Annotated in this window: 15 protein-coding genes; 4 read left to right on the forward strand and 11 right to left on the reverse strand. The window is 55.1% G+C overall.

From position 1 onward, the window contains the following. Window positions 1–129: 129 nt before the first annotated feature. The 5 genes from IEX74_RS06080 to pdhA all read right to left on the reverse strand — a co-directional run bounded on the left by IEX74_RS06080 (window position 130) and on the right by pdhA (window position 5190). Window positions 130–1893, reverse strand: a complete 1764-nt coding sequence (locus IEX74_RS06080) for a pseudouridine synthase (RefSeq protein WP_188812127.1) — start codon at window positions 1891–1893, stop codon at window positions 130–132. A gap of 174 nt (window positions 1894–2067) precedes the next feature. Continuing rightward, the gene (locus tag IEX74_RS06085) at window positions 2068–2451 is read right to left on the reverse strand and encodes a TraR/DksA family transcriptional regulator (RefSeq protein WP_188812129.1); all 384 of its coding nucleotides are present in this window, start codon (window positions 2449–2451) and stop codon (window positions 2068–2070) included. A gap of 253 nt (window positions 2452–2704) precedes the next feature. Continuing rightward, complete coding sequence (gene ribH, locus IEX74_RS06090) at window positions 2705–3181, reverse strand: 6,7-dimethyl-8-ribityllumazine synthase (protein ID WP_188812131.1); 477 nt, start codon at window positions 3179–3181, stop codon at window positions 2705–2707. Window positions 3182–3308: 127 nt separating this feature from the next. Then, window positions 3309–4082, reverse strand: a complete 774-nt coding sequence (locus tag IEX74_RS06095) for a tetratricopeptide repeat protein (protein WP_229755132.1) — start codon at window positions 4080–4082, stop codon at window positions 3309–3311. A gap of 52 nt (window positions 4083–4134) precedes the next feature. After that, the gene (gene pdhA / locus IEX74_RS06100) at window positions 4135–5190 is read right to left on the reverse strand and encodes a pyruvate dehydrogenase (acetyl-transferring) E1 component subunit alpha (RefSeq protein ID WP_188812992.1); all 1056 of its coding nucleotides are present in this window, start codon (window positions 5188–5190) and stop codon (window positions 4135–4137) included. Between the two features lie 185 nt (window positions 5191–5375). Here pdhA and recF point away from each other — a divergent pair, with 185 nt between their 5' ends. From recF to IEX74_RS06115, 3 genes are all read left to right on the forward strand, one after another. Beyond that, window positions 5376–6482 carry a DNA replication/repair protein RecF gene (gene recF / locus IEX74_RS06105; protein ID WP_188812133.1) on the forward strand — a complete coding sequence of 369 codons (1107 nt, stop codon included), beginning with the start codon at window positions 5376–5378 and terminating at the stop codon, window positions 6480–6482. Between the two features lie 70 nt (window positions 6483–6552). Beyond that, complete coding sequence (locus IEX74_RS06110) at window positions 6553–6870, forward strand: DciA family protein (protein ID WP_188812135.1); 318 nt, start codon at window positions 6553–6555, stop codon at window positions 6868–6870. 301 nt (window positions 6871–7171) lie between these two features. Next, window positions 7172–7735: an acyl-CoA thioesterase gene (locus IEX74_RS06115; RefSeq protein WP_229755133.1), complete on the forward strand. Its 564-nt coding sequence runs from the start codon at window positions 7172–7174 to the stop codon at window positions 7733–7735. Window positions 7736–7826: 91 nt separating this feature from the next. Here the strand turns inward: IEX74_RS06115 and IEX74_RS06120 are convergent, their stop codons facing one another. Together IEX74_RS06120 and IEX74_RS06125 are read right to left on the reverse strand one after the other, a co-directional pair. After that, entirely contained in the window at window positions 7827–8213 is a 387-nt protein-coding gene (locus IEX74_RS06120; protein WP_188812137.1) for a helix-turn-helix domain-containing protein, read from the reverse strand. Window positions 8214–8585: 372 nt separating this feature from the next. Then, on the reverse strand, window positions 8586–9446 hold the full coding sequence (locus IEX74_RS06125) for a glycerophosphodiester phosphodiesterase family protein (protein ID WP_188812139.1): 861 nt from the start codon (window positions 9444–9446) through the stop codon (window positions 8586–8588). Between the two features lie 197 nt (window positions 9447–9643). Here IEX74_RS06125 and IEX74_RS06130 point away from each other — a divergent pair, with 197 nt between their 5' ends. Beyond that, on the forward strand, window positions 9644–10264 hold the full coding sequence (locus tag IEX74_RS06130) for a DUF2939 domain-containing protein (protein ID WP_188812141.1): 621 nt from the start codon (window positions 9644–9646) through the stop codon (window positions 10262–10264). A 508-nt stretch (window positions 10265–10772) separates the two neighbouring features. Here IEX74_RS06130 and IEX74_RS06135 read toward each other — a convergent pair. From IEX74_RS06135 to IEX74_RS06150, 4 genes are all read right to left on the reverse strand, one after another. After that, window positions 10773–11417, reverse strand: a complete 645-nt coding sequence (locus IEX74_RS06135) for a rhomboid family intramembrane serine protease (RefSeq protein ID WP_188812150.1) — start codon at window positions 11415–11417, stop codon at window positions 10773–10775. 143 nt (window positions 11418–11560) lie between these two features. Beyond that, entirely contained in the window at window positions 11561–12532 is a 972-nt protein-coding gene (locus IEX74_RS06140) for a polyprenyl synthetase family protein (RefSeq protein WP_188812152.1), read from the reverse strand. Between the two features lie 191 nt (window positions 12533–12723). Next, complete coding sequence (gene rnr, locus IEX74_RS06145; protein ID WP_188812154.1) at window positions 12724–15225, reverse strand: ribonuclease R; 2502 nt, start codon at window positions 15223–15225, stop codon at window positions 12724–12726. 385 nt (window positions 15226–15610) lie between these two features. Then, on the reverse strand, window positions 15611–17620 hold the full coding sequence (locus IEX74_RS06150) for an ABC transporter ATP-binding protein (RefSeq protein WP_188812156.1): 2010 nt from the start codon (window positions 17618–17620) through the stop codon (window positions 15611–15613). Between the last annotated feature and the right edge of the window lie 242 nt (window positions 17621–17862).

The following is a 17862-nucleotide window of genomic DNA, read 5'->3' on the forward strand; positions in this document are numbered from 1 at the left end:
TTCTTTCAACAGAAGCACCCCTCCCATCATGCCAGCATTGGCAAGTGATGAGAACGGTGCTTCTATCGTTTAAGCGTAATAGATTCACGTTCACTAGGAAGAGCCAAAGCTAGCCTCCCAGGTTGCGTGCTACATGAAATACTTCAGGCGAATAACCTCCTTTTCGTTGAGGAAGCGCCACTTGCCGCGGGGCAGATCCTTCTTCGTGAGGCCGGCATACTGCACCCGGTCGAGCGTTACCACTTCATAACCTAGGTGCTCGAAGATGCGGCGCACAATGCGGTTGCGGCCGATGTGCAGCTCAATACCAACGAAGTGCGCGTTGCCCGCCACTACGGCCACGTCATCTACTTCGGCCTTGCCGTCTTCCAGCTCCAGACCTTCAGCAATCTGCCGCAGGTGCTCTTCCGTCAACGGTTTATCCAGCTCGACCTGATAGATCTTCTTGTTCTTATGCGAAGGATGGGTCAGCTTCTGCGCTACTTCGCCATCGTTGGTAAATAGCAGCAAGCCCGTCGTGTTGCGGTCCAGGCGACCTACCGGAAACAAGCGCTCCGAAGAGGCTCCGGCAATCAGGTCCATCACCGTGCGGCGGCCTTCCGGGTCGTCGGTGGTGGTAATGAAGTCCTTCGGCTTGTTCAGCAGCACGTACACCAGCTTCTCCCGCTTCAGGTTTGTTTTGCCATACTGAACCGTGTCGCTGGGCTGCACCTGATAGCCCATTTCCGTCACCACTTCCCCGTTCACCCGAATCTCGCCAGCCGCAATCAGTGCATCAGCCTCGCGGCGTGAGCAGATCCCGGCGTTGGCGATATAGCGGTTGAGGCGCATGGTTTCGTTGCCAAAATCTTCTTCGTTACGCCGCCGTTTGTTGCCACGGTTTTTATCCTCTTCGTAGTGCCGCAGGTTCTTGTAATCGGGTGCCTGACCGGCTACTTCGCCGCGTTTAGGTTTGCCCGCCTGGTTGGAGCTGGCATCACGCCCGAAGCGCCGTTCTCCGGCCTTGGCGGCTTCCCGGATTTCACGGAACGTACGCGGAGCATCACCTTTGTCGTCGCGACGGTTGAAGCCGCGGCTAGGTCCATCCTGCCGGTCGCTGCCGAAGCCACGATTACCCAGGCCACGCTCACCGGTGCTACGCTGACCAAAGCCGCTTTCCGGGCGAGCCGGACGGTTATAACCACCCGCTGGCTTTTGGTCCCGCTCACCACCTCGCTGCTCGGGTGCTCCACGGTAATCAAAAGGCCGCGCTGGCCGTATCTCTCGGTTCGGGCCGGTGTCTTCGGTGCGCTTGAATCCTTCTTCGCGGGCAGGAGCTGGCTTAGCTTCAGGTTGCTGATATGGGTTCGTTTTGTTGAACTTTCTATTCCGCTCGCCGGCACTACCACGCGGAACAGTTGGCTTGCCTTCCTGCTGATATGGCTGACCAGACCAAGTTGCCTTCGGCTCAAACGGCCGAGGCGGACGCCGGTCTTCGCTGCCGCGACGGTCGTCGAAGCGGTTGTTAGGCCGGTCAGAACGGCCCCCTGCGTTGCCTCTTGGCTCGAATGAACGGCGGTCATCTCTGCTCTCGCGGTTAAACGGGCGATGGTCATCGCCGCCGCTGCTCCGCCGTGGGCCATCAAAATTATTGCCCGGCCGATCATTGGAGCGGCTAAAGTTGCCGCCCCCGAAGCTAGGTTTGCCAGTAGGTCTGCCAAAGGTGGGACGCGATGGATATTCATCGCCGCGGGCGCCTTCGCCAGTTCCACGCCCTTTGCCGGGCTTGTTCGCAGCGGCTGGGTCGAAGAATTTGCGGAAGCTTTCTGCACCCTGACCGGAGTTGCCAGTTGGGCGATTGTTGCCGCGGCCACGCCGGCCAGCGTTATCGTCGGAGTTATGTCTTTTGCTCATGTTTGCGAGCTTAGTGCCGTATCGCTACGGTACGAGTGAATGATGTAAGTAGATAGTCAAAAGTCTGAGAATCACTGCAACAGATCTTCCCAGAAAACAGTGCCCGGACGATCGGCCTAGCTCTGAAATAAGAGTAAGCCGAAAGCCCGGGCAGTGTAGAAGGCAACTGTCGCGCTAGTCGCGCCGTGCCATTTTAGCTTCAATCGAGTGCTGCGTGTGCGGCACAGCGCGCAAACGCTCCTTCGGAATCAGCTTGCCGGTGCCGATGCACACACCATACGTACCGTTCTTGATCCGATGCTGAGCGTTTTCGAGCTGCTGAATGAACTTCATCTGGCGCGAGGCCAGCTGGTTCAGGCTTTCTTTCTCCGCCGTGTCGGCACCGTCTTCCAGCACCTTCGAAGAAGAAGCTGTGTTGTCGGTACCTGAGTCGTTGCGACGGCTCAGGGTTTCTTTGATGAATGCTAATTCCTTACGGGCGGCCGTGAGTTTATCCTGAATGATCTCCTCAAATTCGACCAGTTCTTCCCTGGAATAGCGCAGGTTCTCTTCACTCATGTTGGTTCAGGGAAATAAGTAGCAGAATGATAATAACAGGTGTGTTTCATGCTTACCAACTACCGGTGAGCTTATGATGATATCTCAACAGTAGCCGGCTTTAATAAGTTTGCATAGCTATAGTAAGCAAAGATTTATCCTAGCTTCTTAGTTAGTCAATGCAATTATCTTATCGGGCGCAAAGCTACGGTTTTGTCTGTTATCGTACCAATACCATCTTCTTATAACGCAATAAGATTCCGGAGCCTAGGTGCTAGAAGCCGAGCATGTGAATGGCGGCCACAGCAGCTTCTACACCTTTGTTGCCGTGTTTGCCCCCGGCTCGGTCCCAAGCCTGCTCCAGGGTGTTGGTAGTCACCAGGCCGAAGATGACGGGTTTGTTGAACTTCAGGCCAACATTGGTGATGCCATTGGCAACAGCATGGCAGATGTAGTCGTCGTGCTTGGTCTCACCTTTGATGACCACACCCAGGCAGATGACGGCATCTATTTCTTCGTGCTGGGCCAGCAGTTGCGCACCTAGGGTCAGCTCGAAGCTGCCGGGCACGGTGTTCCGGAAGATGTTGTCGGGTTGGGCGCCGTGCTTGAGCAAGGTTTCGTAAGCACCCGTACTGAGCACATCCGTAATCTCGCGGTTCCACTCGGCCACAACTAGTCCGAAGCGCTTATCTGTGATGTCAATAAAGTGATCCGACGTGTAATCGCTCAGATTCTTAAGAGAGGTGGCCATAGTTGTTCTTGAGTTCTGTGAGTGGAGAGATGAACGCAGAGCTACTGGCTAACGCTGATCCTCCCTAAAAAAGAAGAGGACGGCACCAGACCGTCCTCTTGTTGTTCGTAAAGCTAGCTTTTTGCTCTTACTTACCAGCCAGTGCTTCAGCTCGTGCTTTCAACCCACGGGCTTCGTTTACCTCAGCCGCGGTCTGGTAGTCGTTGATGATCTTATCGTAAGCTTTGATAGCGCCGTCATAGTCTTTGGCCAGCTCTCTCGCAGTCGCTTCCTTCATCAGGTAACCCGGCGAAAAGTACTCGTTGGCATTCGTGTTAGCTGCCTTCTCGTATAGATCAGCAGCTTCCTTCGTTTTGCCAAGCTCTAGGTTAGCGTCACCTAGCAAAGCATAAGCACGCGCCTGCACCAGCAGATCGTCGGAGCTAAAGTCTTCCAAGTAATCGATGGCAGCTTGGTACTTGCCGTCTTTCAGCGAAGCTACCCCGGCGTAGAAGTTAGCTAGGTTGCCGGCTTTCGTACCGCTATACTCTGAGGCGACTGACTCTAAGCCATCATACTGACCGTCGCCTTTCATGGCTTTCTTCAGCGAATCAGCCTCCCAGTAGTTCACAGCCTGAAACATCGCTGCCTGGGCTTTCTCATCTTGTGAAGAACGCCAAGTGTAATAGCCAAAAGCACCTACTACCGCTAGCACCACCAGGGCCAAGACACCAAATAGCAAGTTCTTGTTGCGACGCAGAAAGTCTTCCGAGTTGGCCAGACGTTCAGCCAAAGCATCTGGATCTTCCAGCAACGGGTGCTCCGAGCCAACCGCACCTAGGGGCTGATTCGGGTCGGCAGGCACTTGCGTGGTTTGCTGGCGTGCCGTCGGGCTATTGCGCGTATAAGGAATCTTCGACATTACTTAATTTCAAGAAAGGCGAACCTAGCTTTCAGATTATGTGGGTTAGAGGCTAGTCGCGGATATAAGGGTAATCCTGCTGCACGTACACGTCTTTGAACAGCTCATCGGCAGTCGGATACGGTGAGTTCTCAGCAAACTCCACAGAGGCACTTACTTGTTCCTTGATGCGGTCATCAATTGCGGTCAAGTCTTCTTCCGTCGCCATGTTGTGGCTCAGGATCGTGTGCCGCACGGCTTCGATGGCGTCGCGGTGACGGTACTCTTCTACTTCTTCTTTGGTGCGGTACTTCGCCGGGTCACTCATCGAGTGACCTTTGTAGCGATACGTCTTGAACTCCAGGAAAGTCGGGCCTTCACCGGCACGGGCACGCTCGGCAGCTCTTGCCACGGCATTGTGCACGTCTTCTACGTTCATCGCATTCACTGGCTCCGAAGGCATATCGTAGGCCAGACCTAGCTTATACAGCTCCGTCACGTTGGACGTGCGCTGCACCGAAGTACCCATTGCGTAGCCGTTGTTCTCGACTACGAAGATGACGGGCAGCTTCCACAGCATGGCCATGTTGAAGGCCTCGTGCAAAGCACCTTGGCGCACGGCACCGTCGCCCATGTAGCAAATGCAAAGGTTGCCGGTCTTGTTATACTTCTCAGCGAAAGCAATGCCGGCACCTAGGGGTACCTGCGCACCTACGATACCGTGGCCGCCCATGAAGTTCACCTCCTTATCGAAGATGTGCATGGAACCGCCTTTGCCTTTCGAGCAGCCGGTTGCCTTAGCAAACAGCTCGGCCATGATGGCGTTCGGAGAGGTACCTAGGGCTAGTGGGTGGGCGTGGTCGCGGTAAGCCGTGATGTACTTATCGCCTTTCTGCAGGGCCGATACGGCACCCGCGGCGCAGGCTTCCTGACCAATGTAGAGGTGGCAGAAACCTTTAATCTTCTGCTGACCGTATAGCTGACCAGCCTTTTCCTCAAACTTACGCATGAGCTGCATTTGCTCATACCAAGAGAGGTATTGCTCCTTCGAAAACTCCGGGTTCTCGGGTGATTCAGCTCTCGGCGAACCTGTTGCTTCGGCAGCTTCTTCGTTAGAAGGCGGCAGCATAGGATCTGGCTGTTTTATCGTATCGGTAGCAGCTGTAGGGTTGTTGGCTCCTTCCTGATTCGACGAATTATCCGTCGAGTTGGAAGCATTTGAAGCAGCCTTTACTTTCGTTTCCGCCATTGTGCTCTTGGTTGTTCGCGTTTGGGATGCGAAAATACGTAAAAGGATTGCAATTCCGAACCTGAATGATTCTCGAAAGTCTACACCTTCTGTTCTTTAAGAATTACGACGAAGCCAACCTAGGCTTCTCGCCACACATTAACTGCTTCGTAGGCGACAATGGCAGCGGTAAGACGAACCTGCTAGACGCTATCCATTACCTGTCGCTCACGAAGAGTGCATTCACTCCTACTGATACGCAAAGCATCAAACAAGGGGCGGAGTTCTTCGTGGTAAAAGGGAAGTTTCAGGTTCCGCTCGCTACCGTCGAAACGATTCAGTGCAGCCTGCGCCTGGGCCAGAAGAAAGTCGTCACGCACGACAAGCAGCCTTATGACCGGATAACGGAGCACATCGGGCGCTACCCGGTTGTACTGATCTCTCCTTATGATACGGACCTAATCCGGCAAGGCAGCGAGGACCGACGCAAGTACTTCGACAGCCTCATATCGCAGCTAGACCAAAGCTACCTAGAGTTGCTTATGTCGTACTCGCATCTGCTGCGACAACGTAACTCGCTGCTGAAGCTAGCTGCCGACCGCCAGGGCTACGACCGCGACTACCTGTTAGTTTTAGATGACCAGTTGGCTCCTCTGGGCGAGCAGCTCGTGCAGTTGCGTCAGCAGTTCCTGGCCGATTTCGTCCCGATTTTTCAACGGCACTACCGTCAGCTTGCGGATAGTCAGGAGGCCGTGACGCTGGACTATAAGAGCCAGCTACCGGGTGCTGACTTTGGCCAGCTGCTACGCCTTAATGAGCGGAAGGACCTAGCCTTGCAGCGTACTACCACCGGCCCGCACAAGGACGACTACGTTTTCCTCATGGATGAGCTATTGGTTAAGAACTATGGTTCGCAGGGGCAGCAGAAGTCGTATGCTATTGCGCTCAAGCTAGCGCAATTCGAAATTATTGCTGCCCGTAAGCAGCACAAGCCCATCCTGCTGCTGGACGACATCTTCGACCGGCTCGACGAGAAGCGCATCACGCGGCTCATGCAGCTTGTGGCTGACCAGACGTTTGGGCAGGTGTTCCTGACCGACACCCACTTGGAACGAACCGACAGAATTCTTAGTGGCGTCTCGGAGCAAATAGCTCGCTTCCGGGTGGAAAACGGCAAAGCTTATCTGCTATAGCTGGAGGGCTAGGTCGTATCTTTGTGCAGTCTCCCTGTAGGAGGCTGCGCGTGTATAGTACCTATTTGTTTTGAAAAAACCCAACTCTCCCGAAAACTCCCGTCGTGCGGATATCGTGCCGCTGAAGGATGGAATTACGGCGTTGCTGAAAGCTTATCGCTTGCAGGGTAAGCTGAACGAGGTAACCGTCGTATCGAGTTGGGAGAGGATCATGGGTAAGGCTGTGGCGCTGAAAACCCAGGAAGTTTACGTGAGCAATCATAAGCTCTTTGTCCGGCTCAGCTCGGCCCCACTCAAGCACGAGCTTGTGATGGCAAAAACGCGCGTTGTAGAAATTATCAACGCGGAGATTGGGGAACAGGTGATTCAAGAAGTCATCTTCCTATAAATCCCATCTTAGCTGATTGGCGCTTTCATCCGCCTTTTCCGCCTGTGAGGTTCCCGACCTCTTTGCTGCGGGTTCTCTAGCTAAAACCTAGGTTTATACTTTCATCCCAGCGTTCCGTTCGCAGCTTCCTTTCGCTTGCATGGAATTGCTAGGCAGCATCTGGAAGAGAGTGGTTCGGCTTTTCGCATTGTCACTGTTCTTTCGCTGGGGAAGACCAAGTTGATAGCTTACGGTTTCAAGTGGCGGTTTTACTTATCGGGCTCATGCCTGGTGCCACCAAGCTTCAACTATCAACTTACTTATGTCTTTGCTACCTCCCCCCGACTACCGGCCAGTGTCTTACTCGCGAGTAACGCTCACTGAGCTGATGATTCCTGGCTACGCCAACTTCGGCGGCAAGATTCACGGCGGCACGCTCCTCTCTCTGATGGACAAGGTTGCTTATGCTGCCGCAGCCAAGCACGCCGGCACTTACTGTGTCACCGTCAGTGTCGACGGTGTGGACTTCTTACAACCCGTTGAGGTGGGCGAGCTGGTATCGTTGCTGGCTTCGGTTAACTACGTTGGCCGCACGTCCCTGCTGGTCGGTATCCGGGTCATTGCGGAAGACGTCCGTACGGGCTCGGTAAAGCACACGAACACTTCCTACTTCACGATGGTTGCGAAGAACGAAGCAGGGCAGCCGACGCTGGTTCCCGGCCTTATTCTAGAGACATCTATTGATACCCGGCGCTTCCTGGAAGCCATCAAACGCAAGGAGCTTAAGCAGCGGTACCAGGAAGATTTTGCGGCCGCCCGAGAGATGCTGACCATTGATCAAGAGTTGAATTTACTCGAAGGTCAGCGCTGTAAAATTGGGTACTAACCCTGCTCAGAACCCCATCCCTCCTGCTTCAAAAAAGCGTCCAATTCTATAAAGCCTAAGTGACAGAAATGTTTCACGTGGAACATTTCTGTCACTTAGGTCCATACACCTTCAACAGAAGCTCATTATACGCTTCCAGCAGGGCTATATACTTCATTTGCAGCCCTAAAAGCTGTTTAACAGGGTCTGAATCAGCAGATTGTAACGCACCCTGCTTCTGTGTTACATTATGGTTCAAACTTGATGTTACAGACTGTGACACAAGTGGCAACACTCCTTGCTGAACTGTTGTAAATTCATTAGAGAAGTCGTGTCCTATTATGTCTCCTATTTTCTTTACAAAGTTGTACTCGAGTGTATCTTCTTTGAATTTACGGTAAATAGTAGGACGCGTAATACCTAGCTCATCAACGATACGTGTGATTGAGATACCACTGTTTTTGATGGCTTCCTGAAGTATTTCGCCTTGATGCGGCATGAATTCAGCGGTGTAATATGCTAGGGGTGTAAAGATGCTCAAGCTGTTTCATTTTAACAAAAAGCTAGGCGTAAAAGACACTTGTACAATGTAACGATACAAACACATATGTATCATAATTTTTCAATGTGTAACGTGTTACACATTGAAAAATACCAATGTAACACGTGTACATGGTACAGATTATTGTTACAAGTGTATACAACAAAGCCTTGGTACGCTCAGAAGCAGGTTTCTGAACGTACCAAGGCTTTGTTGGTGTAAGACACAGGATAGCCGTGGAACTGCTTTGCTTCTTCTAGAGACGAACCTAGGTTTGGAGGGAACCTGGCTCCTGATGTAACAGTATGGTCCCGCGTAAAATTCGGTGCTCTATAGGCGGTTCAGCAGACGCAACAATCGGTCAGGGTAATCGGTCGTGATGCCGTCGACAGCTAGGTGTAACAGGGCGCGCATGGCCGCAGGCTCGTTCACCGTCCAGGGCACAATACGCATGTTGTGTGCCCGCACTTCAGCCATAAGCTGCGCATCAACCAAGGGGTACTCGGGGCCATAAAGCGCCGGGATAAAACCCAGCTCCTGGAGGTGCTGCTGAAACGGTTTGAGGTCTTCTACCAGCAAACCAAGCGGCAGCGCGGGGGCTTGTTCGCGGGCCGCTTGCAGAGCCCGCTTGTCGAAAGAAATGAACGACGTTCGGGATTCAACACCAGCCGTGCGCACCTCGCCCAGCACCAACTCAACGAAGCGAGTGGGCGACGGGTGAAAGATAGTATCTCCTTCCAGAGTGCTTTTCACCTCAATACTGTAGCGCACGGGTGCGCGGTTGAGCTCACGCGCACGCGCCTCTACTGCCTGACATACCTCCCGCAGCAAGGGCTTGTAAGCGGCTTGCAGGCGCTGTTCCGGAAACCGAAGCTGCCGTTGAAGCCCGCAGTCGCAGCGCCGGATGTAGGTGTAGGGCAGCTGAAAAAGGTTGAAGCTGGGCTCTTGGTCGGGCATGATAGATTGCCCATCAGCGTCCGAGCAGAGCGTCGCTGAGAGCCATGGTTCGTGCGACACAACTACCTGCTCATCGGCGGAAATCACGACATCCAACTCCAGCGTATCGACGCCCAACTCCAGTGCGTAGAGGAAAGCCGGCAACGTGTTTTCGGGGCGCAAGCCGCGGCAGCCGCGGTGGCCGTGCACTTCAAGCTTGAGGTAATTGCCAGCAGAATCAGTAGTTTTTTCCATACGCCTGCTACGTAAGAGCACCGCTCGGGGCCGCCTTGAAAAGCTAGGTTTAGCCTGCCAGAGCATACCTAGGTTTGCTTTAAAGCAGCTCAAATGAAAGAGACTCAGCTGGGGAAGATAAGCGTGTATTTGGGCCTGATAGCAACCTATATCCTAGCTTTGAGCGTTAGTCAGAGCCTTACCTAAGAAAGCTTTTTATGAAGAAAGTTCTTGTCTTACTCGTCCTGCTGGGCCTCCTAATTGGCGGCTACTTCTACTATCGGAGCTTGGCGGCAGGCCCAACGTACGCGCTGATGCAGGCCGCAAGAGCCTTTCAAACGCATGATGTAGCTGGCTTCGAGCAGTACGTGGATGTTCGGAGCGTATCGAGTAACCTCATCAACCAAGTGGCTGATCAGAGCGAAGCGCTGGGTATTCCTGGCTCTAATAGCCTATTGCTACAAGGCGCGCTGCAAGCGCTCAGGCCACAGCTGGCTGAGGTAGCAAGGCAAGAAGTGCAACACTTCGTGGAATCTGGCACACCTCCCAATCCTGATCAGCTACCCTCAACCCCTTTAGGAAAGGTTTCGGTGCTGGGTGTTGTGGATAATGTGGTAGGAGCCAGTAGCCGCCTCAAAGGCATCAAGTACGTGCGGAAGGACGGCGACCAGGCGCTGGTAGGTGTTGAGCTTGCCCAGCCTAGGTACGATACCACGATGGTGATCGAGCTGAAGATGCACAACGAAGGCGACCATTGGCAGGTGAAGGAAATTGCGAATGCGCGTGAGCTGGTAAAGCGCTTTGCGCAGCTGAAGAAGCAGGAGCTGAATAGTAAGTGAGCGTAACCTAGGTTCTCTCCATGTAGCGCAACCTTTGATCTTGCTTCCAAAAAGAAATGCGCACAAAAAAGCCCTGTTGCACGATTGCAACAGGGCTTTAGTTTTTAAGTCGATGAGGCAGTTACCTTGCTTTGTTTCTACCCGAGATTAGATAATACAATATCAAGCCAAAAGGTACCAAGACAATTATAGTCCATATAAGCTTTGTGAAAAGCCCCCAAGACTGTTTGAATATATCTACAATGGTCAGGAATGCTAATATGTAGTAAACAACTCCAAAAATGCTTACTACGCCATTGCTTTTGACAAGACTAGGACGGCTACATGCCGTAGTAGCAAAAGCCAGTGCAAACGTAGATACAAGAACGGCTAATCGGGTTGAAAGTGAAGCGAGTTTGTTCATGGTATGGAGAGAGAAAGTGAAAACTACTTGGGTTTTTACGCACACCTCCCCGAATGGATATAAAACAGAGTGATTATTATACGTAATACATTTATAATCAACTGTTTACGTAAAGTACTGCTTCACTTGACTCAGGAATATTGGGCCAGCTTCCGGAAACATGATCAATGTGACCAGCATCCCATAAAGAGCGCCGTAGAAGTGCGCGTCGTGGTTGATATTGTCGCCCTGCCGGCGGCCTTGGTAGTAGGAATAACCTAGGTAGAGCAGCCCGAACAGGAAAGGCTGGATGGGAAAAGGAATCGGAAAAACGTAGATCCCGCTGCCTTTCGGCGCCACCGGATTGAACAGGATGCTCGCGAAAATAACGGACGCCACCCCACCCGAAGCACCTAGGCTGCGGTAGTCAACGTCCTTACGGTGGCGGATATAAGAGGGAATATCAGACACGATGATGCCGCCCAGATACAGAATCAGGTAGCGCATAAGGCCATCTTGTGGGCCGAAGAACCGTTCGAAAACCGCCTGAATGATGACGCCGAACGAGTAAAAGGCGAACATATTAAAGATCAGGTGCATCAGGTCGGCGTGCAGAAAACCGGCGGTCAGGAAGCGGTACCACTCGTTGCGCTTGCGCATCACAACGGGGTTCAGCATCCAGCTTTCCTGAAACTCATGGTTCGACCAGGCATAGATGGAAATAGCTGCGGTCAGCAGAATTAGAATAAGCGTAGCATCGACTGCAAACATGGATTGATGGGGTGAGTTGAATAGATGTGCTGGTGAGTTGATATGCTGGTGTGCTGATGTGCGGATTGGTGAGTTGGTTGTTCTTTGTGTGAGCGTTGAGCATCATCTGACCAACGCATCAGCACACCAGCACATCAACCAACCTAGCTTTCGCGCTCCATAAGCTGAAGCGCCAAGCGGCGCAACGGCTCTTTGCGGTCGGCAGCAACTTCTACCTGACCTAGGTGCTGCAAGGCTTCTACGAAGTATTGGTTGATCAACTCCTCCGTTTGGGCGCGGATACCTAGGGCGTCGTACACGGTCGTGACGGCGCGCACTTTTGCCTCGGCATCCTGCACGGGCTGGCCGATGTACCGGGCCAGCGTGGCACGCTGCTCGGCGTTGGCTTGGGCCTGCGCCGTGAGCAACAGGAACGTTTTCTTGTCCGATACGATGTCGCCGCCGACGCGCTTGCCGAAGGTAGCGGCGTCGCCGTACACGTCGAGCAGGTCGTCGCGCAGCTGAAAAGCCAAGCCGATATCCGTGCCGAACTGCCGCAAACGGTCTGCTTCGGCAGCCGACGCTCCGCCGAGCAGGGCACCTAGCTCCAGACAGAAGCCCAGCAGCACGGCCGTTTTCAGCCGGATCATGTCGAGGTATTGGGCGATGCTGACCTGGGTTTCCGACTCAAAGTTCATGTCCCACTGCTGGCCTTCGCACACCTCCGCCGCCGCCTGGCTGAACTTGCGCAGCACAGTCGGCAGCAGCTCAGGCTGCACGTCGAAGAACAGCTCGTAGGCCCGCACCAGCATCACGTCGCCGCTCAGGATGGCCACGTTAGGGTTCCACTTTTCATGCACCGTCTGTTGGCCGCGACGCAGGGGCGCCTGGTCCATCAGGTCGTCGTGGAGCAAGGTGAAGTTGTGGAAGACTTCGGTAGCCAACGCCGGGCGCACGACGGCACCTAGGTCATCGGTGAACAGATGCGCACCGAGCAGCGTGAGCAAGGGCCGGATGCGCTTCCCACCTAGGGCCATGATGTAGCGGATGGGTTCGTACAGCGTTTCGGGTTCGGTGCCGTAGCGCAGTTCGGCTAGGCCGGCAGTGATTTTTTGCGTGAAAAAGGCGAGGTCCACAGGGGCAAGAAGGGGTTGAATGGACAAGGTACGGAGGAAACGATTGGCGGTTTATTGGCGGGCAAGCACGGCGGCTATTTGCCGCAAAAAGCCCCAACGTCCTGCGGCGTTGGGGCTCTGCTGTAGCGCGGAATTTGTAGTCCGCGTCGATGTTCGTTCAGGCGCGGATTACAGAATCCGCGCTACCTAGGTTAGCGCCGACGGTTGCCTTTGCCACCGCGCGGCTCCCGCTCAGGGCGGCTGCCTCGGCCGCCGCTGCGGCTACCACGACCACCGCGGCTTTCGCGCTCTTCCTGCTCGCGACGCTTCACCGAATCGGGCCTGTTATCTACCAGTTCGAAGTCGATGGTGCGGTCGAGCAGGTTGGCGGCTTTCACGATGATTTGCATCTCGTCGCCAAACTGGATGATGCGCTTGGTGCGCTGCCCCACGATGCGGTAGTGGTCTTTGTCGAGCTCGTAGAAGTCGCCGGGAATTTCGCTCAGGCGCACCATGCCTTCGCACTTGTTCTCCTCGATTTCCACGAACATGCCCCACTCGGTAAGGCCCGACACAACGCCCTTGAACGTCTCGCCAATCACGTTCGACATGAACTCGACCTGCTTGTACTTAATGCTGGCGCGCTCGGCGTTGGCCGCTATTTTCTCGCGCTCCGAAGAGTGCTTGCAGTCTTCCTCAATCGGCTCGACTTCCACGTTCTTGCCACCTTCCAGGTAGTGCTCCAGGAGGCGGTGCGCCATCATATCGGGGTACCGACGGATGGGCGAGGTGAAGTGCGAGTAGTGGTCGAAGGCCAGGCCAAAGTGACCTAGGGGCTCGGTGGTGTACTTGGCCTTCGACATCGTCCGCACGGCCAGGGTTTGAAGGACGTTCTGCTCGGGGCGGCCCATCACTTCCTCCGAGAGGTCGTTTAGCTCGTTGCTCAGCTTCTTCGGGTTGCTCAAATCGAGGGTGTGGCCGAACTTCTTTGCGAAGAGTGCAAAGTTCTCCAAACGGTCCGGATCGGGCGCGTCGTGGGTGCGGTACACCATCGTGAAGCGTGGCTTACGCGACTTCAGCTTGAACACGAACTCGGCCACCTTGCGGTTAGCCAGCAGCATGAACTCCTCAATGAGCTTGTGCGCATCCTTCCGCTCCTTCACGTACACACCGAGCGGCTTGCCCTCCGCATCAAGGCGGAACTTCACCTCCTGCGTCTCGAAGCTGATGGCGCCCTTCTTGAAGCGGGCCGCGCAGATCTTCTTGGCAATGTCGTTGAGCAGATTGATTTCGACGGTGTAGTCGCCTTCCTTGGTTTCGATGCGCTCCTGAGCCTCTTCGTAGGAGAAGCGACGGTCGGAGTGAATGATGGTTTTGCCAAACCAGGAGTCGTACAGCTTGCCTTTCTCGTCGAGCTCAAACACGGCTGAGAAGGTCAGCTTATCCTCATTCGGCCGCAGCGAGCAGAGGCCATTCGAGAGGCGTTCGGGCAGCATCGGAATCACCCGGTCGACCAGGTAGACCGAGGTAGCGCGGTACTTGGCTTCACGCTCCAGCTCGGTGTTCGGGCGCACGTAGTGGGTCACGTCGGCGATGTGCACCCCGATTTCCCAGTGCCCGTTTTCGAGCTGCTGAATGGACAAGGCATCGTCGAAGTCTTTCGCATCGGCGGGGTCGATGGTGAAGGTCGTAATCGGCCGGAAGTCGCGCCGGCGGGAAATCTCCGCTGCGCTGATCACATCCGGAATGGCTTCCGACTCTTCCTCCACGGCAGCCGGGAATTCGAACGGTAGGCCGAACTCCGCCATGATGGCGTTGATCTCGGCCTCGTTCTCACCGGCTGGTCCGAAGCTGCGCACCACCTCACCTACCGGCGAGCGGGCGTAGTCCTCCGGAAACTCCGTGATGCGAACCAGCACCTTTTCGCCGTGCTTGGCTTCGTGCTGCTTCTCTTCGGGCACAAACACATCGAAGTACAGCTTGCGGTTATCAGGCTTCACAAAGCCGATACCGCCCTGCACAAACAGACGCCCGACTACCTCGGTGCGCTGACGCTTGAGCACTTCCACCACGTCGCCCACGGGGCGGCCGTCGCGGGAGCCGCGCAGGCGGATACGCACCGTGTCGCCTTGCATGGCAAACTTCAATCGGTCGGTGAAGACGCGCACATCGGTTTCGCTTTCTTCGCTAATGATGAAAGCGTACTTATCGGTGGCCAGCGCTACAGTCCCGACGATGGTCTCGCCGCCACTATTCGCGCGGCGCGGCGTCTCGGGCTGATCGGCATCGGGGAAATCGAAGCCGGCATCGCGGCGGCGGTGCACTACCGGGTCTTGCCCGAATTCCGTTTCTACCGGACGGCCGCCACCACGGCTTACGAGCGGAGCTTCGTTTTTACGCGTTCTGCGGCCACTAGCGGGCTCGGTAGCATTGTGAAAGGCGGTTGCATCAGTCAGACGATAATCGTCGTTCTGAAGGTGCGTAAGCTGGTTGCTGTTGCGCAGCGCCTTCAAGTGACTGAATACATCCTCGCGCTGCTCTTTGGTCGTCACGCCGAGGCGACGGGAGAGCTGGCGGTAGGAGAATACTTTGCCGGGGTTATCGGCAAAAATCCGGAAGACCTCAGTTTTGGTCACCGGAGTAGGTACACCTTTCGGCGCACGGGTGGCTTTCGCGGCGGCGCGGGGAGCCGATGATTCGTCTTTTCTTTTCATGTAGAAAATGGGCGCCGCCGGTTTGTTGTCGGTTTCTCAGGCGGCCAGAAAGTGTAGATTGGAGCTTACGTAAGTGTGTTGCTCCGAGGTTAGGAATAATAGGTGCGGCACAAGCCAGCACGCATACAGAACAAAGGCTAGCTGCCGTGTTCGATCAGATACTACGAAATAGATCCGAGAATAGCTATTGGTAGCGCAAAATGCCGGGTCATGCGAGACTTACCCTAGCTATATCTTCTAACGATAATGGATCGAGATTCATTCCAAAAAGTAACGCGCTCATGTAGGAACGCGCCACGGCATGTTCGGCGGCATCGTTTGGTTGATTCCGTTACTCTCTCGTTCTATTGGCATCGTTCCATGCCGAACGCGCCGTGGCGCGTTCCTACATCCGGCGGGCTACGGCGGCGCGGATATCGGCGGGCTCGTCTTTGGGAATGGCACTGAGCAGCGTGCGGGTGTATTCGTGTTGCGGGTGAGCGTACACCTGCGCCGCGGGGCCGCTCTCCACAATCTGCCCTTTGCTCATTACCAGCAGCCGGTCCGACATAAACCTAGCTACCGACAGGTCGTGGGTGATGAACAGGTAGGTGATGCCAAAGTCGCGCTTCAGGTCGTTGAGCAGATTCAGCACCTGTGCCTGCACCGATACGTCGAGAGCCGATACCGATTCGTCGCACACGATGCACTTGGGCTGCAAAGCCAGGGCGCGGGCAATGCAGATGCGCTGACGCTGACCGCCGGAAAACTCGTGTGGGTAACGCAGGTAATGATCTTCGCGCAGCCCGACGGTGAGCAGCAGTTCCTGCACCCGTGCTTTCTGCTCGGTGCGGGTCCCTCCTACGCCGTGCACGCGCATCGGCTCCAGGATGGCTTCGCCTACGGTCATCATCGGGTTCAGGGCCGCGTACGGATCCTGAAACACCATCTGAAACTCGCGGCGACGGCGGCGCAGCTCACCCGTTGGCAGGGCAGCCAAGTCAGTGCCTTCGAACAGGATGCGGCCGGCCGTGGGTTCTACTAAGCGCAGCAGCGCCCGACCTAGGGTCGTCTTGCCACAACCCGACTCCCCTACCAAGCCTACCGTTTCGCCACGGTAGATATCGAAGCTCACCCCATCCACGGCCTTCACAAACTCCGGCTTGCGGTTGAAGAAGCCTTTGCGAATCGGGAAGTACACCTGTAAGTTCTCGACCTGCAAGAGCGGCGTTGAAGCAGAAGTAGCATTTGCCGCTAGCGTGTCTTCCTGGAAGACACTGGGTGCAGCAACACTCCCGCCCTGCTTGCCGGCAGTAAGATCCTCAGCCACGTTAGTAGGTAGAGGCACAGCAGACGAGCCAGGCAATGGCTGGCCTGATTCCGTGCCAGGTGCATTATTGAAACCAATTAGCGGTTCGTTCAGCTGTGAAACAGAATGTTCCACGGGGAACGTTTTGGTGGTTTCGATACTATTCTGAGGGTTCGATTTAGACAGCTCAGGATCTTCAACGTCAGGCGTTTGACTAAAGGTAGTTGCAGTGGCAATAAAGCTCCCATCGGGGGCTTCGCGCATGAAATCTGCTACTACCGGCAATCTTTTTTTACCGACCGATAATTTTGGTCGGCAGGCGAGCAGCCCTTTTGTGTACGGGTGCTGCGGATTGGTGAAGATATCGAGCACATTCCCCTGCTCCACTACCCGGCCGCGGTACATCACCAGGATCCGGTCGGCAATTTCGGCCACTACACCTAGGTCGTGGGTGATGAACAGCACGGCCGTGTTGTGCTCCCGACGCAGGTCGTCGATGAGCTGGAGCATGCGCGCCTGCACCGTCACGTCGAGGGCAGTGGTGGGTTCGTCGGCGATGAGGATGGCGGGGTTGCAGGCCATGGCCATGGCAATCATCACGCGCTGCTTCTGGCCGCCGCTGATTTCGTGCGGGTACGACGTGAAGATCTTCTCGGGGCGCGGCAGCTGCGCCATCGTGAACAGCTCCACGGTGCGGGCCGCGGCTTCTTTCTCGTTCAATTTCGTGTGCAGTCGCAACGCCTCCACTACCTGACTGCCGCAGGTGTACACCGGGTTCAGCGAAGTCATCGGCTCCTGGAAGATCATGCTGATGTCGTTGCCGCGCACCTGTTGCAGCTGCTTATCCGACAGTTTCAACAGGTCCACTTCGCCAAAGTGCGACGACTGAAACCTAGCTTCCCCTGACACGAGGTGACCGGGCGGCATCGGAATTAGCCCCATCAAAGCTAATGACGTCACCGACTTCCCCGACCCCGACTCGCCCACAATTGCCAGCGTCTCGCCGCGGTGTAGGTCAAAGGAAATATCGTTCACTGCCCGCGTGGCACCCCGGTGCGAGTTGAAGTCGATAGTGAGGTTGGAAACGGAAAGAAGCGGCTGCGACACGAACAAAAGAAGCTAGGAGAAAGCAGTGGTTGTTATCAAAGCTACTCAAAAACGGGAGTCTTCTTGACGAGAGAAGGACCTTACCCCGCTAGCAGCTTCTTGCTATTTGGCGGAGTAAGATCCTTCGAATAAGAGTGTAGCGCTAAGCTCCAGCTACACCGGCTGTACTGGCTCCGAAGCAGAAGGTGCTTCGGCACTGTGGCGCGGCGCATCTACTGCTGGCACCGCTTCCTCGTGATTGA

Origin of the sequence: Hymenobacter cavernae (assembly GCF_014641455.1) — a bacterium.
Lineage (GTDB): Bacteria > Bacteroidota > Bacteroidia > Cytophagales > Hymenobacteraceae > Hymenobacter > Hymenobacter cavernae.